Here is a 21,004-nt window from a genome sequence, read left to right as displayed (position 1 = left end):
CTGTTTTCTTCTGTAAAGCGGATCCTGTCCAGCAGCCATCCTCATGATGCTTTTTCCGGATAAACCACCATCCAGTGCCGGAATGGGTGGCCGATCTTTGTTCCCAGGTCAAGCACATTCCCTGGGCAGGACAGGGCAAGGATGTTCGTATGGCCGGCTCACCCCGTTCCGGTCGGTTTGAAACTCCCTCGCGGGCCTCGTACCATCAGGCCGTTGCTCCATAAAATCATAATGTTATGTAAAAATGCCAGGCAACGGCCTGATGAACGATGCCTGGCTCGGTCAGACAGTCAAACCGCCCCAAACGGGGTGAGCCGGCCATACGATATTCCAACCGCCTGGATGAGAACCCCTTTGCCTTGCTGTGGAAGAGCTCGCAATGGGAGATATCCCTGGATAAATGTTGTTTGGTATGCCATAAGAAAACCAGCCGGCGACTCGCACACCCGGTCGTGAAAAAGGATCTGATTTGGCGCAATATGAGACGACGAATCAAAAGAGCCCAACACCAAGGAGGAATGAAGATGAAAAAAATCGATCACAAACCCCTGACCACCGATGCCGGCATCCCCGTGTCCAGCGGGGAATACTCCCTGACCGTGGGATCCGACGGACCGATCCTGCTCCACGACCACGTCCTTATCGAACAGATGGCCAATTTCAACCGGGAAATGATCCCGGACCGCCAGCCCCATGCCAAGGGATCAGGGGCCTTCGGGCAGTTCGAGGTCACCGGCGATGTCAGCAAATACACCAGGGCGGCCCTGTTTCAGCCCGGTACGAAGACCGATGTTCTGGCCCGATTCTCCACGGTGGCCGGCGAAAGCGGCAGCCCGGACACCTGGCGGGACGTGCGTGGTTTCGCCCTCAAATTCTACACCACCGAAGGCAACTACGACATGGTCGGGAACAACACCCCGGTCTTCTTTCTCCGCGATCCCATGAAATTCCAGGATTTCATCCATTCCCAGAAGCGCCGTGCGGACAGCGGACTTAGGGATAACGACATGCAATGGGATTTCTGGACCCTGAGTCCTGAAACCGCCCATCAGGTGACCATCCTGATGAGTGACCGGGGCATCCCCAAAAGCTACCGGCACATGAACGGCTATACCAGCCATACCTACATGTGGGTCAATGACCAGGGGGAAAAATTCTGGGTCAAATACCATTTCAAGACCGACCAGGGGATTGAATTCCTCACCCAGGAGGAGGGCGACAAAATCGCGGGTCAGGATGCCGATTACCACCGCCGCGACCTCTTTGAGGCCATTGATCGAGGCGACTATCCAAGCTGGACCCTCAAGGTGCAGATCATGCCCTTTGAGGAGGCGGCCGCCTACCGGTTCAACCCCTTTGACCTGACCAAGGTCTGGCCCCACGTCGACTACCCGGTGCACGAGGTCGGACGAATGACGCTCACCCGTAATCCATCGGATTTTCACACGGAAATCGAACAGGCAGCGTTTGAGCCGAACAACCTGGTCCCGGGCATCGGTCCCAGTCCGGACAGGATGCTCCTGGCCCGACTCTTTTCCTATTCCGATGCCCACCGTGCACGGTTGGGCGTGAATTACAAACAGATCCCGGTCAACCGGCCCAGGGTCGCGGTCAACAACTACAGCAAGGGCGGGACCATGCGCATGGAAAACGTGGCCGATCCCGTGTACAAACCCAATTCCAAGGGCGGTCCCGTGGCCGATCCCGAGCGGTATCCCGAAGACGCTGTCTGGAGTGCGGACGGCACATTCATGCGTACCGCCTACACCCTGCGCAAGGATGATGACGACTTCATCCAGCCCGGCACCCTGGTCAGGGAGGTCATGGACGATGCCCAGCGGGACCGGCTGGTTGCCAACGTGGTCGGCCATCTCAAGGGCGGTGTCTCCGAACCCGTGCTCAAGCGCGCCCTTGAATACTGGCGGAGCATCGACACAACCATCGGGGAGCGCATCGCCAAAGGGGTGAAGGGATGACTTGACCGAACACACGGATTCGCATAGATGTCTTTCCAGCGACTCCGAAACCACTTGCACACACCAAAGGGTTATCAGGACCAACTGATAGCCCTTTTTCTTGTGGGAGCATCTGTGGCATACGGTACGGAGTCTTCATCTTCATTACCCCGATGCAACGATCCTTGTGATCTCCCCGTGGTACCTTTTTTTCGTCCCGTCAGCTTTTTTTCCCGTCGTCTCGGAATACCAGGTTTATCAGGACATTGTACTTCAAGGAGATGTCTCCCGCCAGGGACATGGGCATCCTCTTTTCTTTTCCCCACCGGCAGGCAGGAAAATGGAACAACTCGCCGGTAAGGATATCAATCTACATATGCAGAACCAACGCGCTACAACCACCCGCGCTGCCGGCCGTCGCCGGCCGGCAACCCTCCGAACAGAACACCGCAAACCAATCACCAACTCCATACCCCTGGACGGGGTCTTCACCACCCTGATCCCGGAACTTCAGAAAGCGGTTGCCGACATGGGCTACCAGGTGCCCACGCCCATTCAGGAACAGGCAATCCCCTTTCTGACCGCAGGCCGGGACATCATCGGCTGCGCCCAGACAGGAACGGGCAAAACCGCCGCCTTCAGCCTGCCCATCCTCCAATATCTCGTCACCCATCCGAAAAAACGCGTTCCGGGCAGTCCCCGGGTGCTCGTGCTCGCTCCGACCCGGGAGCTCGCCGCGCAGATCGATGCCTCCATTCATGACTACAGCACCTATCTCTCCCTGAGCCACACGGTCATCTTCGGGGGCGTGGGCCAGAATCCCCAGGTCAGGGCTCTGAAAAATGGGCTGGACATCCTGGTGGCCACCCCCGGCCGGCTTCTGGACCTCATGGGCCAGGGGCACATCGACCTGGGTAACATCGAAATTTTTGTCCTGGATGAGGCCGATCGCATGCTGGACATGGGCTTTCTCCCGGATATCCGCAAGGTCATCGCCAAGCTGCCGAAAAAACGGCAGACCCTGTTCTTTTCCGCGACCATGGAAAAGCAGATCATGGATCTGGCCACGACCCTGGTCACTCAACCGGCACGCGTGGACATCGCTCCGGAACAGCCCGCGGTCGAACGGATCGTGCAGAAACTCTATTTTGTGGACAAGAACGCCAAACCGAATCTGCTCAATCAGCTCATGAAGGATGCAAGCCTCAAGCGGGTCATTGTCTTCACCCAGATGAAACACATGGCCAACCGGGTGGTCAGCAAACTGACCTCTGCCGGATTCACGGCTGCGGCCATTCACGGAAACAAGAGTCAGAATGCCCGAACCAAGGCCCTCGAGGATTACAAAAAAGGCAGGGTCCGGGTTCTCGTGGCCACGGATATCGCGGCCCGGGGCATCGACGTGGACGGGATCACCCACGTGATCAACTACGATCTCCCGGTGGAACCCGAAACCTATGTACACCGCATCGGCCGCACCGCCCGGGCCGGGGCCGACGGCATGGCCATCTCCTTTTGCAGCGCGCCGGAACGGGATTATCTGCGAGGCATCGAGCGGTTGCTGCGACAGGCCGTCCCCGTGGTCATAGACCATTACTTTCATAGCGAAGAGGCCAGGAATGCCTCGGGCAATGCAGCACGCCCCGCCCCGAGAGGCCAGCAGATGAAATCCAGGCGTCCACGGTCGCAATCCTCCGGCACCGGGTCTTCGAAACCCCGCTCCCGGCAGGGACAGCGCCCCGGACGATCGAGAAGGGCATTATAACCATTTTCCCTGGAAACTTGCAGGTTTTCGATCTCTTGAATTTCCGAACTCTCTGAAATCTCTAAAATTTGCTCTAAGCATACCAACTGCAAAAGGCTGCCGGAATGATTCCGGCAGCCTTTTGCAGTTCCTGATGGGTACAGATACAGATTACGGGATCAGGGTCCCCAGGGTAAGCCCCAGATCCATGTTCAGCCCGTACATGAGGTTGGCGTTGGCCAGGGCCTGCCCGGAGGCGCCCCGGCACAGGTTGTCTATGGCCGAAACAATGATCAGCCGGTCGGTACGCGGATCAACGGCCAGGCCGATGTCGCAGAACATGGTTCCCCGCACCCATTTGGTCTGGGGCAGGGTGCCCTTGGGCAGGACCCGCACCCAGGGCTTTTCAGCATAGAATCGGGAAAAAAGATCATGCACCGCATCCAGGGTGACCGGACGGACCAGACGAGTATAGGTGGTGGAGAGAATGCCCCGGTCCATGGGAATGAGATGGGTGTTGAAGGAAAGGGTGATATCTGTTTTCGCGGCAACCGAGACCTCCTGCTCGATCTCGGGAGTATGCCGGTGCCTGCCCAGATTGTAGGCCCTGAAATTATCGTTCACCTCGCAAAAAAGCGAGGGCAGTCCGGGCTTGCGCCCGGCGCCTGTGGCCCCTGACTTGCTGTCGACCACGATTCCCCGGGTCTCGATCAGACCGCTCTCAAGGGCCGGATACAACCCGAGAATGGCCGACGTGGGATAGCACCCGGGATTGGCGATGAGATCGGCACCACGGATGGCCTCTTCATACAACTCGGGAAGTCCGTAGACCGCCTCGGGCAAAAGATCCCTCTGGGTATGCTCGACCGTGTACCATGACTCGTAGATTTCGGGATCACGGAGCCGAAAATCAGCACTCAGATCCACGACCCTGACCTTGCGGGCCACGAGTTCCGCGGCAATGTTCATGGCCGTCCCATGGGGTACGGCTAAAAAGACCAGATCGCATTGATCGGCCAGAAGATCCGGGTCCGGCTGGACAATGGGCACATCACCCAGTGCGGTAGCCTGGAGATGGGGAAAGATGTCCACCAGAGTCTTGCCGGCCTCTTTGCGCGACGTGGCCAGAACGAGCTCGAACACAGGATGCCCGATCATCAGCCGGGCCAGTTCCATCCCGGTATACCCGGTCGCACCGACCAGGCCTGTCTTGATTTGTGTTTGCATGGGAAGTTGGTTTTAGGTGTTAAGTTTTAGGTTTTAAGGGGTAAGGGTTAAGTGTTAAGGGATAAGGGAGTAGACCCATTGGACGGAGGGGGCGCTGGAGATGCCAAGTTTTTTCTGCGCACTGCGCACTGCCTCCTGCGCACTTCCTTCTATTTTCTTTCCCCGTACCACTGGTTCATGAAGGCCCTGTATTCGCCGGACTGGACGTCCTTGAGCCATCGACCGTTTTTTCTGTACCAGGCAAGGGTCTCCTTGATCCCGGAGGCGAAATCATGCTCCGGGGTCCAGCCGAGTTCTCTGGTGGCCAGGGAGAAATCCATGGCATAGCGTTTGTCATGGCCCGGACGGTCGGTGACATAGGTGATCAGGGATTCGGGCCTGCCCAGTTCCTTGAGAATGGTCTTCACGATATCGATATTGGTCATCTCGGCGTTGCCGCCGAAATTATAGACCTGGCCGGGCCGGCCGTTTTCAAGGGCCATGGCCACGCCCTTGCAGTGATCACGTACATAGATCCAGTCGCGGACATTGAGCCCGTTTCCGTACACGGGGATGGACTCGTCCTGCATGGCGTTGGTGAAGATCAGTGGGATCAGTTTTTCCGGAAACTGATACGGCCCGTAGTTGTTGGAGCACCGGGTGATGACCACGGGCATGTCATAGGTCTTGTAATAGGCCCGGGCCAGGAGATCGGCCGAGGCCTTGGACGCGGAATAGGGGCTGTTCGGGGCCAGGGGTGTGGTCTCGGAAAAAAGACCTTCAGCACCAAGGGAGCCGTACACCTCGTCCGTGGATATCTGGACAAATCGGGGGATCTCGAGCTGCCGGGCCGCTTCGAGCAGGGTCTGGGTGCCGTTGATATTCGTGGTGATAAAGGGCGAGGGATTGTTGATGGACCGATCCACATGGGACTCGGCCGCAAAATTGACCACTGCGTCGATTTCATGGACGCGCATCATTCCCGTAACCAGCTCGACATCGTTGATATCGCCATGAACAAAGATATACCGGCCGCCGCCGTACTCCCTCTCGATGGACGAGAGATTCTTGCGGTTACCAGCATAGGTCAGATTGTCCAGGTTGACGATATGCACATCATCCTTGGTTTCAAAGAGGTAGTGAATGAAATTGGAGCCAATGAATCCACAGCCGCCGGTAACGAGAATGTTCATGAATCTTCCTTGTTGATGATGCCGCAGGGTAAATGATTTGAGCTTTCAGAAAAAAGAGCTTGCCTTGAAGAATCTTTTTTTCTAGAAAAATCGCTTGTTCGGGCGGTTAACTCAGCGGTGAGAGTGCCATCTTCACACGGTGGAAGTCCGGAGTTCAAATCTCCGACCGCCCACCATCTTTCCAATCAGGGCCCTGGTTTTCGCCAGGGCCTTTTTTTGTACCAAAAAGCGATCGAGCCTGTTCGAACAACACGCGGACATACGTTCTCACGTCCACTGCGGTGGATATAAAGTTTGACCTCAAAGAGCAACCCCCCATGCAGATAGCCCTGTACGAACCGGAAATCCCGCCCAATACCGGAACCATTGCCCGACTCTGCGCCGCCGTGACCACGCGCCTCAATCTCATCGAACCCCTGGGCTTCAGCCTGGAGGACAAATATCTCAAACGGGCGGGCCTCGATTACTGGCCCCACGTGGACGTCCGGACATGGAAAAACTGGGACGCGTTCACGACGTCCCTGCCCCCTGCGGCCCGCCTGATAATGACCAGTGCCCGCAAGGGACAATCCCATCACAGGTTTGCCTTCCACACCGAAGACATCATTGTCCTCGGCCCTGAAACCCGAGGCCTTCCCGAAAACATCCTCGCCTCGGCCGACCACCTGGTACGCATCCCCATCTGGGGTCAGGTGCGATCCATCAACCTGGCCAATTGCGCATCAGTCCTTCTCTACGAAGCCCTCCGCCAGACCGGAGAGCTCGACCGCCACGAACCCGCCCCCTGAAGGAACGCCGAGCGTCTGCTCGGCACTGTGTCTGCGAACCAGCAGAAAACAGGGGCAGATGGCACGCCCGGATAGGAGTATAACGATACTCCATCTCCATGGCCTGCAAGGCCGAGCAGACGCTCGGCGTTCCCAGGAAAAAAGACGCTGCCTTATCCCGAATTGTCGTGCTGAATAGTTACAAACCGTTTTATACTGAAGCACCAAAAAACGGCGAAGGAAGATCGGGGTAGGCGCGAAAAACATGGCTGTAAACGTCCATGGCCTTTTGGGAGACTTCGGCATCGTCATAGGCGTTCACCGGAAGCCCGGTGGCATCGGCCCAGAGAAAATCCGTGATCTGGACGCGCACTGCGTCTCGTGTGGCCTCCTTGTCCCGCCAATGGTCGATGCGCAGCTTTTCCTTTTTGAGGGTTGTGAGCAGATCAACGGCCACCTTCTTGATTCTCTTGATGTCCCGTGGGGAAAGATCGGTTTTTTTCAGCAGATCGAACACGGCCAGAGATTCTTCGTCCAGCCCCTCGCGAGCGGCCCGGCGCTCTTCATCGGTGAGTTCTTTTGCGTAGAAAGCAAGCAGGGCCTCAAAGGTTTTTTCAATGGTGGCCCGGTCCTTCTCCCGGTTGTACGCGGCAACGATGTCCTCGAAATGTCTCTGGAAATTGGTTCGCAACGGGTTTTGCTCCAGCAGTCGTTTCAGCCTGTTTTCAATGACCGTCTTCAGGCTCTGCACCGTGGTCCGTTTGGCCCGGCTGCCTTCGAACTCCTTGCGCAGCCGGTCAAAATCAATTTTGCTGATATCGAACAACCTGTGTTCCTCGGCTGCGGCATCAACGGGTTTGGTCGCAATGGCCTCATCAACCACCAGGTGGAGCTGCCTGATGATATGGGATATATCGGCCAGGTCCCGATCCTGTTGCAGACTTTTGTACACCACGCGTATGGCCTCGTAATCGGCCCGGTGTGCATTGATTCCCTGGACATTGATACACGCCTTGAATTTCTTGAACACCTCCCGGCACATGATCTCGAACCGTTTTCTGGTCCGGTCGTTTTCATTGGCGGCTTCCTTGGCTGCCAGGATGGCACCGTTACGTTCGAACCCGGTAGCGGTAATGATATCGTCCAGGGATGCTTCGTTTTTGACAAGAAAATCCCTGATCAGCCCAATGGCCTCGGCCAATTCCGCAAGCAGTTCCTCGTCAGGGCGTGCGGGTTCCGTCTCACCGATCCCCCCTGCATGCCCGGCGTCCCCCTGTCCGGCAAAGGTGGCCAGGGCCTTGCGCAGATTCTTGAGTATCCCGCAATAATCCACGATGAGCCCGTTGTTCTTGCCTGCATTGATCCGGTTGGCCCGGGCAATGGCCTGCATCAGGGTATGGGCTTTGAGGGGTTTGTCCAGATAGAGGGTGGACAGAGAAGGGACATCGAATCCCGTCAGCCACATGGCGCAGACAATGGCGATGCGGAAGGGGTGTTCTTCTTCCTTGAAGGCTTCTTCCAGCCCCATGCGTTGCAGATTTCTGAATCTCGGTATGTGACGCAGGGATTCGGGCAGATCGATCCCGTTCTTGATCAGACGCCGGTGGGGGGTGATGTCCAGATCCCACTGGGCAAACTTTTCAACCTCTCCCTGTTCTTCGCTGATGACCACGGCCATCCTGGTCTGACGCATCCATTCGATCTGTCGCCTGCTGTATGCTTCTTCCTGCTCGTCCCGGGCAGACCCGAGTTCCGATTCCAGTGTGTGGATATGGCGGTCCCAATAGAATTCAATCAGGCGATACATGCGCACGCAGGTGATCTTGTCGATGCATACCAGCATGGCTTTGCCCGATTCCCAGCCCCGGGAATAATGGTCCACAAAATCCCGGGCTATCTGATCCAGCCGTTTGCCGGCGGTGATCACATGGTAATCGCGTTTGAGATCTTTTTCCAACCGCTGGGCAAGATCGATATCGTCCAGATCCAGATCATCCAGTTTTTCTGCGATGCGGTCGTTCAGATCACCCACGGCCACCCCAAGCGAGTCTCCCCGCGGGTCATAATACAGGGGGACCGTGGCCTTGTCTTCCACGGCCCGCTGAAAATCATAGGTGGAAACATATTCCCCGAACACCCGACGGGTTATTTCGTCGTCGTTGAAAAGGGGCGTGCCGGTAAAACCGATGTAGGCGGCACCGGGCAGGGCATTGCGCATGTTCAGGGCCAGTGTGCCGTATTGGGTCCGATGGGCCTCGTCGGTGATGACGATGATGTCGTCCCTGCGGGTGTACGGCACATCCGGGTCAACGTCCTGGTTGAATTTCTGAATCAGGGAAAAGACATAGGCCTTGTGTTCGGCCAGAAGGCAGCTCAAATGTTCCCCACTGGCTGCCCGACAGGGGTCCCGGTCATTGTCCACCACACCGCATCCGGCAAAGGTCTTGTAGAGCTGCGTATCCAGATCCTCCCTGTCCGTAAGCACCAGAAAGGTGAAATTGCCGCCCAGCTTCCGGTAAACCTTGCGGGTGAAAAAGACAATGGAATAGCTCTTGCCGGCCCCCTGGGTGTGCCAGAACACCCCCAGTTTTCCCTGCCGGTCTGCGCGATTCCTCACCGCCTGAACGGCCCGGTTCACCCCGAGGAATTGATGATTGCGGGCCAGAATCTTGCGGGTTTCGCCTGCACAGTCATCAAAGAGAATGAAATTTTCAAACAGGTCCAGAAGATTGTGCCTGTCACAGACCCCCTTGAGCAGGGTCTCCATGTCCACGGCTCCGGACGCATCTTCCTCAAGACGTTTCCAGTCGCTGAAGTGCTCGAATTTGCTTGATATAGACCCGATCTTCGCATCCACGCCATTGGCCAGGATGACCATGGCATTGTGGTGGAAAAGATGGGGAACCGTGTCCTTGTAGTCTTTGAAATTCTGTTCAAAGGCAGTGCGGATGTCCCTGTTGACGTTTTTGAGCTCCATGAAAACAAGGGGAATGCCGTTGACAAACCCCACGATATCGGCCCGTCGCCGGTACAGATCGCCCCTGATCCAAAGCTCCCGAACACACAAAAAATGGTTGTCGGACTCCTCGGAAAAATCAAAGACCCGCAACCGTTCCCGAACCCGTTCACCGTCATCATTGCGGAATGTCACCTGCACACCGTTCGTCAGAAGCCGGTACATGCCCTTGTTGATGACCAGCATGGACTGCCCGGCCGGTGTGGTCACGATCTGCCGCACGGCATCGTCATAGGCAGCATCGGGCAGCCTCGGATTCAGCCTCTCCAATGCCTGCCGCAGATACCGCGTGAGCACGACGTCCTTGTCGGACCTCCGCCCCAGGGTTCCTTCCGGACCAAAGGTCTCCGTATTGAAGGCATAGACCGACTCCCACCCAAGCCGATCGTGCAGATAGTCGGCCGTGGTTTGTTGAACCAGGGTATCTTCGGTGTAAGGGGAAGGGGGCATGGCGAGCGGTCCTTGGGTGCTTTATTTGAGCAATTTTTTTCCCGATTCGGTAAGACGATAGGCCAATACGTTAACCACGGCCTTTCGTAGAGACAAAGCATGCCTTGTCTCTACATGGCAAGCACCAACACATCTCAGATCTCGAATTCAGTCGTCGTTTTCCCTGCTGCTCGCCGGGGAGGGAGATCGTGAGTTACCTCATTTTGACTGTTTTTATTGAAAAACGAGGAAAACTCGAGCGATTTTGTTAAATATAACTCATTAAGATTAATAAGTTTTTATTTCTTATCCTTCAATCTATTTAAAAACAGCCTAAAACTCACCATGATTTGTTAAAATAGAATCCTCAACCAGGAGCTGTTTGAAACGAGGAGTTTTCAAACGAAACCGTGGTTGCAGCATACGGGAAAAATACCTGGAGCGTGGGTCTCCCACTTGCTTCTTCATTGCCGAATACTGAACCGGGAATCGACAACAAACGCGTGTGTGTGTGAAAACGTAGACGAACTGACGACGTCATTTCAGTCTCCTTCCCCGGCGAGAATCTCCCATACTTTCTTGTATCCAGCCCCGTTCAAAGGTGTCTGTTCTGGCTTTACGCAATCCCAATCACCGTTGGACATGTTTTTCAGAAAAGTACGTGCTTTCCCCACAGAATATCGTTTGTCATCATCGTCCAAAGCATCACGATAGAAGGAGCCGAGTTCTTCGGCCACGCTTCGAGGAACGGAGTTCATTCTCATCAGCACCGCGTCTTCTGTTCGGACCCCATGGTAGATCATAGCGGGCAAAGCGTTTATTCGGCGGCGCTCGGCAGCGGTCATGTCTTCAAAATTCATCCCCGAGACACGGCTCAAAGCCGATATTCCCCAGGTACCATTGTTGACAACGGCGCGATAGATAGCCTTGCATGCATCCGTTAACGCCCTGGTTACGGAAGAACTCTCACCGTCTGAAAAATACGCCTTCGCAATGTCTTCAAGCCGAACACCATTCACCCAATCGCGGGTGAGCTTGGATAAGTGGGAGTGGTCAAACCCTTCCCCACCAATATCTGCAAGCTGCTGTTTGAGTTGTGGTACCTTTAACATGACCCCGAAAAGCTCGCTCATCCGCCCCGCATCGCCAAACAGGCTTTCCGGTGTCCAGTCATCGGGCTTTAATTGCTCTTCGAGTTTCCGCATGCCGCTCATCGCTTTTCCCACCCCTTCTGGCGAAAAGCCGGTCAAGTCGGCCAGTTCTGCGGTCCCCGGCATATCGGCCAATTTGCGGGCATAATTTTTCGTGGCACTCAGCAATGCTTCCGCCTTGTCTCGTTGAGCAGGATCATTGCGCAAGGTCGTGTAACCATAGGTCTGTCGGAGAAGTTGCTCGGATTCGGCCAATACCACATCAAGATTCTTTTTTTCCGCCCAGAGATGGGCAACATAACAACGAAAATCTTCCCATTGATCCTGCCAAAGAACCCCATCGAGGTTGTTGAGCTGACCTCGTTCGGCCAAATCATCCAGAAGGGTAACCAAACGAGAGGCAAGAGCACCCGTATTGCGGCGCACAAAATCGATTACCCCGTTTCTATCCTTCCCCTCTGCAAGGCCGACAACGCCAACGCTGTCGTGGCCGATACGGCCGGCTCGTCCTGCGAGGTTCCAGAATTCCCGAGGAGACATTTCGACCGACTGCCGTCCTTGCGGGACAAAACGTGAGGCCAGGAATATTGACGATACAGGAAAGTTGATCCCCTGAGAAATGGTCGATGTCGCACACAAAACGCGCAAATGCCCCGATTCCGCGAGCCACTCCATGAGCGTTCGGACTTCATCGGACAAGCCCGCATGATGCACACCAATCCCATGGTCGAGCATGGCGATCAGCTCGAATCCCGGACTGAACTCGCTCCTGAGAAAGTTCTGAACAAGATGCACGTCGTCCGGTACGTCACCAAATTTGGCAACACTTGCTTGTGCATGGCGGGCCATGGTCCATACAGTATTGATATTGTTGGCGACAGCAATACTGGTCCCCCGGACGGACATGACAGCGGCCATAGCCGCCGTCTGCAACCCGAATCCTATCTGCCGACCACAGGACAGAACCTTGCTTTTTGGTACATCAATCGGTCTGCAAGGGCCGGCACGATGGGAACCCCGGAGCTTCATGGCCCTCTCTGTGACAGTCAGGGTTTCGTACTCGAGGTGCCAACCGGCACGTTCACTGTCATCCGGTATCGCGCGATAAAGTCCTGCGATACGTTCATTGGGCTTCCATGCGGTCGTGCTGAAACTGATCGCCTTTCCGGCGTTGACGTCCTGTGCAAGCCAGCGGGCTATTGTCTCGCTGCTTTCCACATAGGGCATCAGCAGCAGGAAATTGGCCTGGGGACAATCACGCTTGATAGTGGCAAGAAGGAACTCGATTCGAAGTCCTCTGGATTCCGTTTCGAGATTGTGTGCTTCGTCCATAACTACAAGAGCAAGGGGCCGTGATACATTTTTATTGCGGATGACGAGAGAAAGCTTTTCCGGCGTTGCAACCAGGACATCAAACGGTTTTTCCTGATCGATAAGAAGTTCTTCTTCGAAGGTATCGACTTCTATGGCTCCGCTGAGCTGTTCAACCCTTAGCCCGATAGGTTCGAAGTCGCGGCGCAACCGTCGTGTGATCTGAGAGGTCAACGCTCTGGTGGGTGCGACATATGCAACCCAGCCGTCGTCTGCATCAAACTGATTGAGAGCCTGAAGAATCCGAAACTGTGCCAGCAATGTCTTACCGCCGGATGTCGGCATATCAACGACAATGGCGGTTTTGGCCTGATCCAGAAGTCCCTGTTCAAGCAAGGCGGCGCGTTGTGGCGGCAGAAGTTCGAACATCGCCTGATGTTCGCGTTTGGTCAGTGTTCTGACAAAGGCTGAAACGCGGGAGTTGACGGTCCGTGTGCCCCACCACAGAGAATTCGTGACCATGATCCGACCGGCGGCATGAAGCCAGCGCAGGATGACCTCATGTCCGGCATCGCCCGATGCCGTGGCTGCCTTGATGGCGGATTCAAAATGTTTGTCAAGATCTCCGAAAATTGTACGAGACTGTCCCTGTAGCATGTACTCAGCAAGAATTTCAGTCGCTTTGGCCCAATGATACAGGGCGATCAATCGTAGTGCGACTGCTCTGTCCTCCCTCACAGAACCATTGTCCAGACATGCTTTTTCATGCGCTCTCTGGCTCTCACGCAATCCTGCAATGATCTCCCGGATGCGATCGAGGTCGTCCCACCCATCCTTTCGGAACAGGCGAATCCAGCATTCAAACAATCGGTAAAGAAGCCGCCGATCCCATGGCGCATCCGCCACAGAAGGTACTGCAACAGCAGATCTATTTTCCATGAACCAACGTCGTAGATCCGACCATCGGTCACCGCAATAGGCAAAGGCGGCGAGTTGCAGCACATGAAAGATTCGCTGCTCCCTGTCTTCCGGAACCATCGTCAGGCGACGAATATCAAAAACCTGGTGTGAAGCTGCCGTAGTCTGTTTGCGAAGCTCATTGTCGCCGCCATCGGGACGACTCAAGGCATCCAACCCCTCGACAGCGGCCATTTCATAGGCCAAAGCGACGCGGTTCAGAAGATCTTCGTCAGATTCCTTTTCTGTAAAAGTAAAATCAATCTGTCGGCCAACCGCTTTGCGAGCCAGTCGCTCGTTGATCAGATTAGCGACATGGGCTCGTTCCTCTTGGGGGATCGCACTGAGTGCCCAATGAGACTGAAGATCCTGGAGAGCCTCGGTGGTAACGGTCATGCGCCACCTCCTGTTCGCACTGCCAGAGTCTGCGCAGCCAGACCGGCTATTGCTCCAATCGGCAAATACAGAGCGAGCATTTCTATGTGTGTGCCTTGCGGACAATCGTTTCCAAGTTTTTCAACCCGAACGCGTACATCGTCTACGTGAGGTTCGACATCGCGCACAAGCACACCAAAAAGTTGAATATCCGAGGTATTACTGAGATATCGTTTGCCGGCAGCTCTGAATCGTTCCGCCCACGGGGCATTGTTGGCGCGGAGGCCAAGGTAGGTAAACAGGGTGTTTCGGATACCAACCTTGTCCCGCAGGTCTTCGAGTTGCTGTTTCAAACCGGTCCGACCGTAAAGAGCTCCTGGTGGGTATTTCGCTTCTGCGGAAGTCTTGATTTCTCCAAAGACAAAACGGTCGCCGAGTTCGTTCTGCTGAATCCCCACAAGGTCGGCCCCCGGCAGACTCGAACCGTTTTTCCGTTCGTCCCGGCCATCGGGCCAGGGAAACAGGCACCTCCTGTGTTCCGTCAGATAAGCCTCTGCAATGGCTTCTCCAACCCGCCATCCTTCTATTCTATCCGGGCCGGCCAATGCTCTGGAAAGCTGCTCCTGCTCGAAATCGGTTTCCACAACACCAGCCAGCAACTCTTCAATGTCTGCTTTACCCTGGTCATCAAAGACCAGTGCTGAGACCGGGCCACTGATTGCCGCCTCGAGTTCTTTTGAGTTCCACGATCGGCCCATTCCGGTACTCGGAGGGTTTCCGTGGCTATAGCATTGAGATCCAACGGGAATCATAGGGAAACCTCGCCGTTCATGAGTCGGGGGAGGAGGATGTCACGGGCTTTTGCGAGTTGCAGATTATGAGTCGCCAAGTTCTCAATTTGATCGAAAACGGGTTTGGCGAAATCGGAAAAATTCTCAAGTGCCAGCCGAGCTGGAATAGTGATTTCGATACCAGAAAATTTTGACTTGTTAACATTTGCCATGGTCGCACCACCCCCCATTCCTTCAAGCAAAGGTTTCAAATCTTTAGCCATAAAGTAGGCCCAGTATGTAACAAATTCGTTAACCGGAACGATGCTGTTAATCTGCTGATTTGTCTGGGCAGGTGAAGCGTTAAAAGCCACCGCCCCGACTGTACCGATGCAAGAAACGAGAATCGACCGGGGAGGAAGAGTCTTGTTGCTCTGGGTCTTTGCGCCTACTTCGGAAAGCGACTCGCTTGTATGAACTACAAGAGCATTGCCGTGCATGTCCGGCGTTTTAATGAATGGTAAATCATTGCCGTAATTTTCAGCTTTTTTTTTGCTGGGCGTTTTTCCTGTGATTACTTTTCCCAAATCACCTATTGTCCCCTTCTCCCACCCCTCCGGCACGCCATCCACAACCTTGACATGCTCATGGCCGGGAAAGCGAAGCCGCACGAACCACTCCCTGTAGAGCAGTCGCGCCGATTCTTCAAGTAACTGAATGCGGCGGCGGTTGTTTTCGATGAGGTCGTCGTAGGCGGAAAGGACAGAAACAATCAACTGCTGCAAAACAACATCTCGGGTTGTTTTAACTTCCCTGGCATGTAAATCGTTCCGGTTTACTCCAGGCACAGCTGCTTTATCACTTGTGGTCCCTGACAAGACACTCTTTAGAAAATAAGCAATAAATCTCGGATTATTCCCCTTAAAATCTTGAACATACAAAGACGTATTCAGGGGCCAAAACGCCTCTTTGATAAAAAAGATTTTACCCAGAGTTCCATAACGCCCGGTGACAACTCCCGGACCGGAGACCTTTGCAACGTTATGAAAACCGGATTTTCCTGATGAAGACACAATCGGAACTTCTCCCGCTTGCCTTTTTGCAGCAGGTAGATCGTATCCTCTTTTTAGAGTGATCAATTCTCCAAGTTTGATTTTTTCCCAACTCATACCCCCAACTCCTCAAAATTCCTCTTAATCGTCCCCGCAAGCTCCACCGCTTCCGCATTCAACTCCTCCAACTCCACGTGAATCCCCCGCAGCGCCTCTTCAAAATCGAAATCCTCATCCACCTCTTCCGGGGCAACACCCACATAGCGTCCCGGGGTCAGGCTCCAGTCGTTGGCTTTAATCTCCTCTCTATCCACCAGCTTGACCAGCCCTTCCACATCCCGCAGCCGGGCTTCGGGGAAGCGTTCTGTCAGCCAGCGGGCCTGGCGGTGGAAGTAGCGAACCTGTTTGAGTTGTTTCACGCCCAGTTGCCTGGCTTCATCAAGTGCCTTGCGGGCTCTGGTGATCTCTCGGGGCGACCAAAGATCGCTTTTGCGGGCCTGCTGGTCCTCGCAGGTATCAATGAGATGGCACGCCTGTTTGTACACCTGGTCGATCTGCCGGGCCTGGTTGCGGCTGGTTTCTGCCAGAGGGGCAAGACGGTCCACGGCTTTTTTCAGTTCGCCGTTGGTTGTGTCCTGAGAACTCCATACCTGGCATTCGGTCAGGATGGTTTCCATAAACGGAAGCATTTCCTGGGTGAGGGCTGTAAACGCGTTTTCGAATTTGGTGAAGGCTTCCTGACAATCGTTGTTCCCTTGCTGGGTTTCTAAAAAAGCTCCCATGGCACTGAGCAGTGTGTTTTGAGCGAAGACAAAGCCTTGCAGGGGCTGGATATTTTCCCCATTGTCATCCAGCATGCTCAGGCACGCGGTGGCCTCCTTGACTGTACGGCGGCAATACCCGGCCACGAGATCGAGATATTTTTGGGTTTCCCCCCGATGCAGCCAGACAATGGCCAGGATATTTTGCTCCTGCTCCGGGCTGAAATCATAGATCTTGCGCGTCACCTTGCGGTAGACGTTGCGCGCATCGATCATGAGCACCTTGTCCCTGAGCTCTTCGGGTTTGCTGCGGTTCAAAAACCACAGCTCGCAAGGGACCGTCCGGGTATAGAAAAAATTCGACCGGATGGCGACCATGGCCTCCACATCGCCTGTCTCCACCAGCTTTTGGCGGACCTTGGCTTCATCCCGGCCCGCACTGGACGCCTGGGAGGACATGACAAACCCGGCGCGTCCGGCCTCATTCAGATAACTGTAGAAATAGCTGATCCATATATAGTTGCCGTTGGAGACCTTGCCCTTTTTGTTCACACCCGGCAGGCCGAATGGCAGGCGGGGATCGTTCTTGACTTTGTCCGCGTCGATTTCATCCACATTGAAGGGCGGGTTGGCCATGACATATTCGGCCTTGCCGGCCAGCTCATGAGGATCTTCGTAATAGGTGATGGCCTGCTGGATATCTCCCTCCAGGCCGTGCACCGCCAGATTCATCTTGGCCAGCCTGATGGTGGTGGCGTTTTTTTCCAGCCCCCGGAAGGTCAGTTTTTCACTGGGATTCTGATGATGTCGCTCCACAACCCGTGCGCTCTGGACAAACATGCCGCCGGATCCGCATGCCGGGTCCAGCACGGTGCCGTGGTTCGGTTCCAGAATGTTGGCAATGAGGGAGACCAGGGAAACGGGCGTGAAAAATTCGCCCCCATCGTGAGCCTTCTTGTCGGCAAACTGGGTCAGAAAATACTCGTAGATGCGACCAAAGACATCACCGGACATGCGCTTGAGCTCATCCGGGTCCAGGGTTCGCAGGAGTTGCCCGAGAACATCGTTGTCCAGTTCCTGATATTCGCTTTTGGGCAGGACCCCGCGCAGGCTTTCGTAATCGGACTCGATGGATTCCATGGCCTGAATAATGGCCTTGGCCCGGTCATCGCTGTCGGCCAGGGCCACAAGGGTGTCGAATTGGGCAGCGGGCTGCAGGAAAATGGCGCTTTTTCGGGAAAAATCCTCCTTGGTCAGCGGCCGGGTTTTTCCACCACGGGTGGGGAGCCCGGCCTTTATGTCGTCCTGCACCGTCAGAAACCGGCTGTAGGCGTGACGCAGAAAAATAAGGCCCATAACGGGCAGAAAATATTCATTGCTGGCATAGTTCGAATTGGCCCGCATGGTATCGGCGGCGGTCCAAAGTCTCTTCTCGATTGCCTCTATCTGTTCTAATTGCCCCATGGTTTTTCGATTTCTCCACAAAATTATTGCTCCACTGATCAACGTGACAATGCCCGTTTCTCAAGCCCTGAAAGCAAGAGAGAACGGGCATTGTGACATAAACCGGGATGTACTTCACGATTACCGGGTAAGAATACAACGTGCATTGCTCACCCGCAAGGCCATCTCTTGCGCCCCTTTTTGCCCCTATTCCACGGTAACGCTCTTGGCCAGATTTCTGGGCTGGTCCACGTCTTTGCCCAGATAGACGGCCATTTCATAGGCAAAGAGCTGCAGGGCCGGAAGGACAAAGAAACTGCTCAGCGGTTCACTGACCCGGGGAATGACCCAGGTGTCGTCTTCCTGGATGTTGGCCCCCTTGTGGGTCAGGGCGATGATCTTGCCGCCTCGGGCCTGGACCTCCTTGAGGTTGGACTTGACCTTGGGCAGGAGAAAATCGTCCAGGGCCAGGGCAAAGGTTGGAAAATCCGGATCGATCAGGGCGATGGGCCCGTGCTTCATCTCACCCGAGGCATACCCTTCGGCATGGATATAGGAAATCTCCTTGAGCTTCAGGGCCCCCTCAAGGGCCAGGGGAAAGTTGATTCCCCGCCCCAGGTAGAAAAAACTCCTGGCCCAGGCGTATTCCCTAGCCAGTTTCTTGGCCTTTTTCCGGAGCATGGGCAGCTCTTCCTTGAGCTGCTTGGGCAGACCGAGCAGCCCCGGTAGAATCTTGTCCCTGGTTTCCTGACGCAGAACCCCTTTCTTGTCCCCCCAGTAATAGGCGAGCAGGGTCAGAAGCACCAGCTGGCTGCACATGGCCTTGGTCGAGGCCACACTGATCTCCGGACCGGCCTGGGTGTAGATGACCGCGTCCGCATCTCTGGCAACAGATGATCCGACCACATTGCAGAGTCCGAGAACGGGCACACCCTTTTCCCGGGCGATACGCATCCCGGCCAGGGTGTCGGCGGTCTCCCCGGACTGGCTGATGGCCAGAACCAGATCCTCCTTGTCCAGAACCAGGCTCCTGTAGCGAAACTCCGAGGCGATCTCCACGGAAACCGGGATCTTGGCCCAGGCCTCGATGATATACTTGGCCCACAATCCGGCATGATAGGAGGTTCCGCAGGCAACGATGCTCAACCGTTTGGGCACATCCATGCTCCTGAGCTCGGGGATGTCGAGAACCTGTTTGCGCTCATCCACCCGGCCTGAAAGACAGTCACGAATGACCTGGGGCTGCTCAAAAATCTCCTTGAGCATGAAATGCTTGTAGCCTGACTTCTGGGCCGCCTGCAGATCCCAGGCAATGTGCTGGTTTTTCTTGCTCAACGGGGCCAGGGTCTCCACATCAAAGAGCTTCCAGGAATTGGCATCCATCTCCACCATCTGATTGTCCTCGATGAAGATGACCTCCCGGGTATAGGGGAGAAAGGCCGGGATATCCGAGGCCACGAAATTCTCGCCCGCTCCCACCCCGAGCAGCAGGGGACTGGCGTTGCGGGCCGCCCAGATCTTGCCGGGATTCTGCAGATCGATCAGGGCAAAGGCATAGGAGCCGTCCACCTGTTTCAATGCCCAGGAGATGGCCTCGGGGATGGAATCCTTGAGCCGGGCGCCCTTGGAGATCAGATAGGCCAGGACCTCGGTATCCGTATCCGACCAGAATTTGTGCCCCTCCTTGACCAGCTCGTCCTTAAGTTCCTGGTAGTTTTCAATGATCCCGTTATGCACCAGGGCCAGACGTCCCTGTTCGTCGATGTGCGGATGGGCGTTCTTTTCCGTGGGCAGTCCATGGGTGGCCCAGCGGGTATGACCGATTCCATAGGTGGCTGAGAGGGCATTGATTCGTTCGAGCTTTTTTTCCAGAACACTCAGTTTGCCCTCGGAGCGGACCACATTAATCCTGTCCTTGCGCATGTAGGCGATGCCCGCTGAATCATAGCCCCGGTATTCAAGACTCTTGAGCCCTTCCAAAATAATGGGCAGGGCCGGTCTATGCCCCGCATATCCAATAATTCCGCACATATGTAACGCTCCTTGGTTTATCCCCTAAATGACATTGCGTACAATTTTCTTCAATCAGACATGGCAACCTTGTTCCAAAAAAGGGGCCATTGTTCAAGCAGAGATTGCAGGGCCTTGCCCCGATGGCTGCGACTGTTTTTCATGGCCTGATCCATCTGGGCCGAGGTCATGTCTGCCGCAGGGTCGAAAAAGATCGGATCATAGCCAAACCCGTTATCCCCTCTGGGCGCTGTGGCGATCCTTCCTTCCCAGGCTCCCCGGGTGACCAAGGACTCCCCGGTGGGGGCAAAGGCGGTGATCACGCATACGAACCGGGCGGTCCGTTTTTCCTGGGGAACATCCTTTAATGCCTCGAGAAGCTTGCGATAATTGCGCTCGTCCGTGGCCCCGGGACCGGAATACCGGGCCGAATGAACACCGGGCCGGCCATCCAAGGCATCGACCTCCAGTCCGGAATCGTCGGCAACCGCGACATGACCGGTCAGCCGGGCCACGGTTTCCGCCTTAATCCGTGAATTTTCCTCAAAGGTGGTTCCGGTTTCCTCGATCTCTCCGATGTCTGGAAAATCCCTGAGCCCGCGCACCGTGAGATCGGGCATGATCTCCTGAAGCATGGCACTAAATTCGGCAATCTTCCCGGCATTGCCTGTGGCGAGTACAATTATGCTCATTGGTCGATCCTTCTTTGTTCGCTGATATGATGATTTACTATTTTAGTAACTACTCACCCCCACCATCTTTGAGTCCTGGAATTTTGCCTTCCAAGGCCAGCTGGATGGCGACAAGGGGATTGAGGCCCTGATTTGCCATTGTCTGGAGATAGCTTGAAATTCGGCAGTAAGC

At 55.2% G+C, this 21,004-nt stretch carries 12 protein-coding genes and 1 tRNA gene; 4 read left to right on the top strand and 9 right to left on the bottom strand.

Annotated features, from left to right (window positions below):
* Nucleotides 1-524 precede the first annotated feature (524 nt).
* Nucleotides 525-1,976, top strand: coding sequence for a catalase (locus tag ACTVJH_RS00065; protein ID WP_455986203.1), 1,452 nt, complete (start codon nt 525-527; stop codon nt 1,974-1,976).
* 355 nt (nt 1,977-2,331) lie between these two features.
* Nucleotides 2,332-3,720 carry a DEAD/DEAH box helicase gene (locus ACTVJH_RS00060; RefSeq protein ID WP_455986201.1) on the top strand — a complete coding sequence of 463 codons (1,389 nt, stop codon included), beginning with the start codon at nt 2,332-2,334 and terminating at the stop codon, nt 3,718-3,720.
* 150 nt (nt 3,721-3,870) lie between these two features.
* On the opposite strand, the gene argC is transcribed toward ACTVJH_RS00060, so the two are convergent.
* On the bottom strand, nt 3,871-4,926 hold the full coding sequence (gene argC, locus ACTVJH_RS00055) for an N-acetyl-gamma-glutamyl-phosphate reductase (RefSeq protein WP_455986199.1): 1,056 nt from the start codon (nt 4,924-4,926) through the stop codon (nt 3,871-3,873).
* 149 nt (nt 4,927-5,075) lie between these two features.
* Nucleotides 5,076-6,098: a dTDP-glucose 4,6-dehydratase gene (gene rfbB / locus ACTVJH_RS00050; RefSeq protein ID WP_455986197.1), complete on the bottom strand. Its 1,023-nt coding sequence runs from the start codon at nt 6,096-6,098 to the stop codon at nt 5,076-5,078.
* A gap of 100 nt (nt 6,099-6,198) precedes the next feature.
* Between rfbB and ACTVJH_RS00045 the strand changes: the two genes are divergently transcribed.
* Together ACTVJH_RS00045 and ACTVJH_RS00040 are read left to right on the top strand one after the other, a co-directional pair.
* Nucleotides 6,199-6,274, top strand: a tRNA-Val gene (locus ACTVJH_RS00045).
* Nucleotides 6,275-6,415: 141 nt separating this feature from the next.
* Nucleotides 6,416-6,886 carry a tRNA (cytidine(34)-2'-O)-methyltransferase gene (locus tag ACTVJH_RS00040; protein WP_455986195.1) on the top strand — a complete coding sequence of 157 codons (471 nt, stop codon included), beginning with the start codon at nt 6,416-6,418 and terminating at the stop codon, nt 6,884-6,886.
* A 190-nt stretch (nt 6,887-7,076) separates the two neighbouring features.
* Here the strand turns inward: ACTVJH_RS00040 and ACTVJH_RS00035 are convergent, their stop codons facing one another.
* The 7 genes from ACTVJH_RS00035 to ACTVJH_RS00005 all read right to left on the bottom strand — a co-directional run bounded on the left by ACTVJH_RS00035 (nt 7,077) and on the right by ACTVJH_RS00005 (nt 20,832).
* Nucleotides 7,077-10,331, bottom strand: coding sequence for a type I restriction endonuclease subunit R (locus ACTVJH_RS00035; RefSeq protein ID WP_455986193.1), 3,255 nt, complete (start codon nt 10,329-10,331; stop codon nt 7,077-7,079).
* A 521-nt stretch (nt 10,332-10,852) separates the two neighbouring features.
* Entirely contained in the window at nt 10,853-14,125 is a 3,273-nt protein-coding gene (locus tag ACTVJH_RS00030; protein ID WP_455986191.1) for a DEAD/DEAH box helicase, read from the bottom strand.
* Nucleotides 14,122-14,862, bottom strand: coding sequence for a hypothetical protein (locus ACTVJH_RS00025; RefSeq protein WP_455986189.1), 741 nt, complete (start codon nt 14,860-14,862; stop codon nt 14,122-14,124). Before ACTVJH_RS00025 ends, ACTVJH_RS00030 begins: the two co-directional genes overlap by 4 nt.
* A gap of 50 nt (nt 14,863-14,912) precedes the next feature.
* Nucleotides 14,913-16,043: a restriction endonuclease subunit S gene (locus tag ACTVJH_RS00020; RefSeq protein WP_455986187.1), complete on the bottom strand. Its 1,131-nt coding sequence runs from the start codon at nt 16,041-16,043 to the stop codon at nt 14,913-14,915.
* Complete coding sequence (locus ACTVJH_RS00015) at nt 16,040-18,151, bottom strand: N-6 DNA methylase (protein ID WP_455986185.1); 2,112 nt, start codon at nt 18,149-18,151, stop codon at nt 16,040-16,042. The genes ACTVJH_RS00020 and ACTVJH_RS00015 overlap by 4 nt, the downstream gene beginning before the upstream one ends.
* 186 nt (nt 18,152-18,337) lie before the next feature.
* Nucleotides 18,338-20,161 carry a glutamine--fructose-6-phosphate transaminase (isomerizing) gene (gene glmS / locus ACTVJH_RS00010; RefSeq protein ID WP_455986183.1) on the bottom strand — a complete coding sequence of 608 codons (1,824 nt, stop codon included), beginning with the start codon at nt 20,159-20,161 and terminating at the stop codon, nt 18,338-18,340.
* A gap of 50 nt (nt 20,162-20,211) precedes the next feature.
* Nucleotides 20,212-20,832, bottom strand: coding sequence for an XTP/dITP diphosphatase (locus ACTVJH_RS00005; RefSeq protein WP_455986181.1), 621 nt, complete (start codon nt 20,830-20,832; stop codon nt 20,212-20,214).
* Nucleotides 20,833-21,004 lie beyond the last annotated feature (172 nt).

It is taken from the genome of Desulfoplanes sp. PS50 (genome assembly GCF_053851535.1).
The sequence above is the reverse complement of the archived record's forward strand: the minus strand, read 5'-3'. Positions and strand labels throughout refer to the sequence as shown.

Bases quoted from the DNA above. Each gene is read 5' to 3' on its own strand.
- glmS (WP_455986183.1), bottom strand. From the start codon at position 20,161: ATGTGCGGAATTATTGGATATGCGGGGCATAGACCGGCCCTGCCCATT.
- ACTVJH_RS00015 (WP_455986185.1), bottom strand. From the start codon at position 18,151: ATGGGGCAATTAGAACAGATAGAGGCAATCGAGAAGAGACTTTGGACC.
- ACTVJH_RS00065 (WP_455986203.1), top strand. From the start codon at position 525: ATGAAAAAAATCGATCACAAACCCCTGACCACCGATGCCGGCATCCCC.
- ACTVJH_RS00025 (WP_455986189.1), bottom strand. From the start codon at position 14,862: ATGGGCCGATCGTGGAACTCAAAAGAACTCGAGGCGGCAATCAGTGGC.
- ACTVJH_RS00005 (WP_455986181.1), bottom strand. From the start codon at position 20,832: ATGAGCATAATTGTACTCGCCACAGGCAATGCCGGGAAGATTGCCGAA.
- ACTVJH_RS00035 (WP_455986193.1), bottom strand. From the start codon at position 10,331: ATGCCCCCTTCCCCTTACACCGAAGATACCCTGGTTCAACAAACCACG.
- ACTVJH_RS00020 (WP_455986187.1), bottom strand. From the start codon at position 16,043: ATGAGTTGGGAAAAAATCAAACTTGGAGAATTGATCACTCTAAAAAGA.
- ACTVJH_RS00060 (WP_455986201.1), top strand. From the start codon at position 2,332: ATGCAGAACCAACGCGCTACAACCACCCGCGCTGCCGGCCGTCGCCGG.
- ACTVJH_RS00040 (WP_455986195.1), top strand. From the start codon at position 6,416: ATGCAGATAGCCCTGTACGAACCGGAAATCCCGCCCAATACCGGAACC.
- argC (WP_455986199.1), bottom strand. From the start codon at position 4,926: ATGCAAACACAAATCAAGACAGGCCTGGTCGGTGCGACCGGGTATACC.
- ACTVJH_RS00030 (WP_455986191.1), bottom strand. From the start codon at position 14,125: ATGACCGTTACCACCGAGGCTCTCCAGGATCTTCAGTCTCATTGGGCA.
- rfbB (WP_455986197.1), bottom strand. From the start codon at position 6,098: ATGAACATTCTCGTTACCGGCGGCTGTGGATTCATTGGCTCCAATTTC.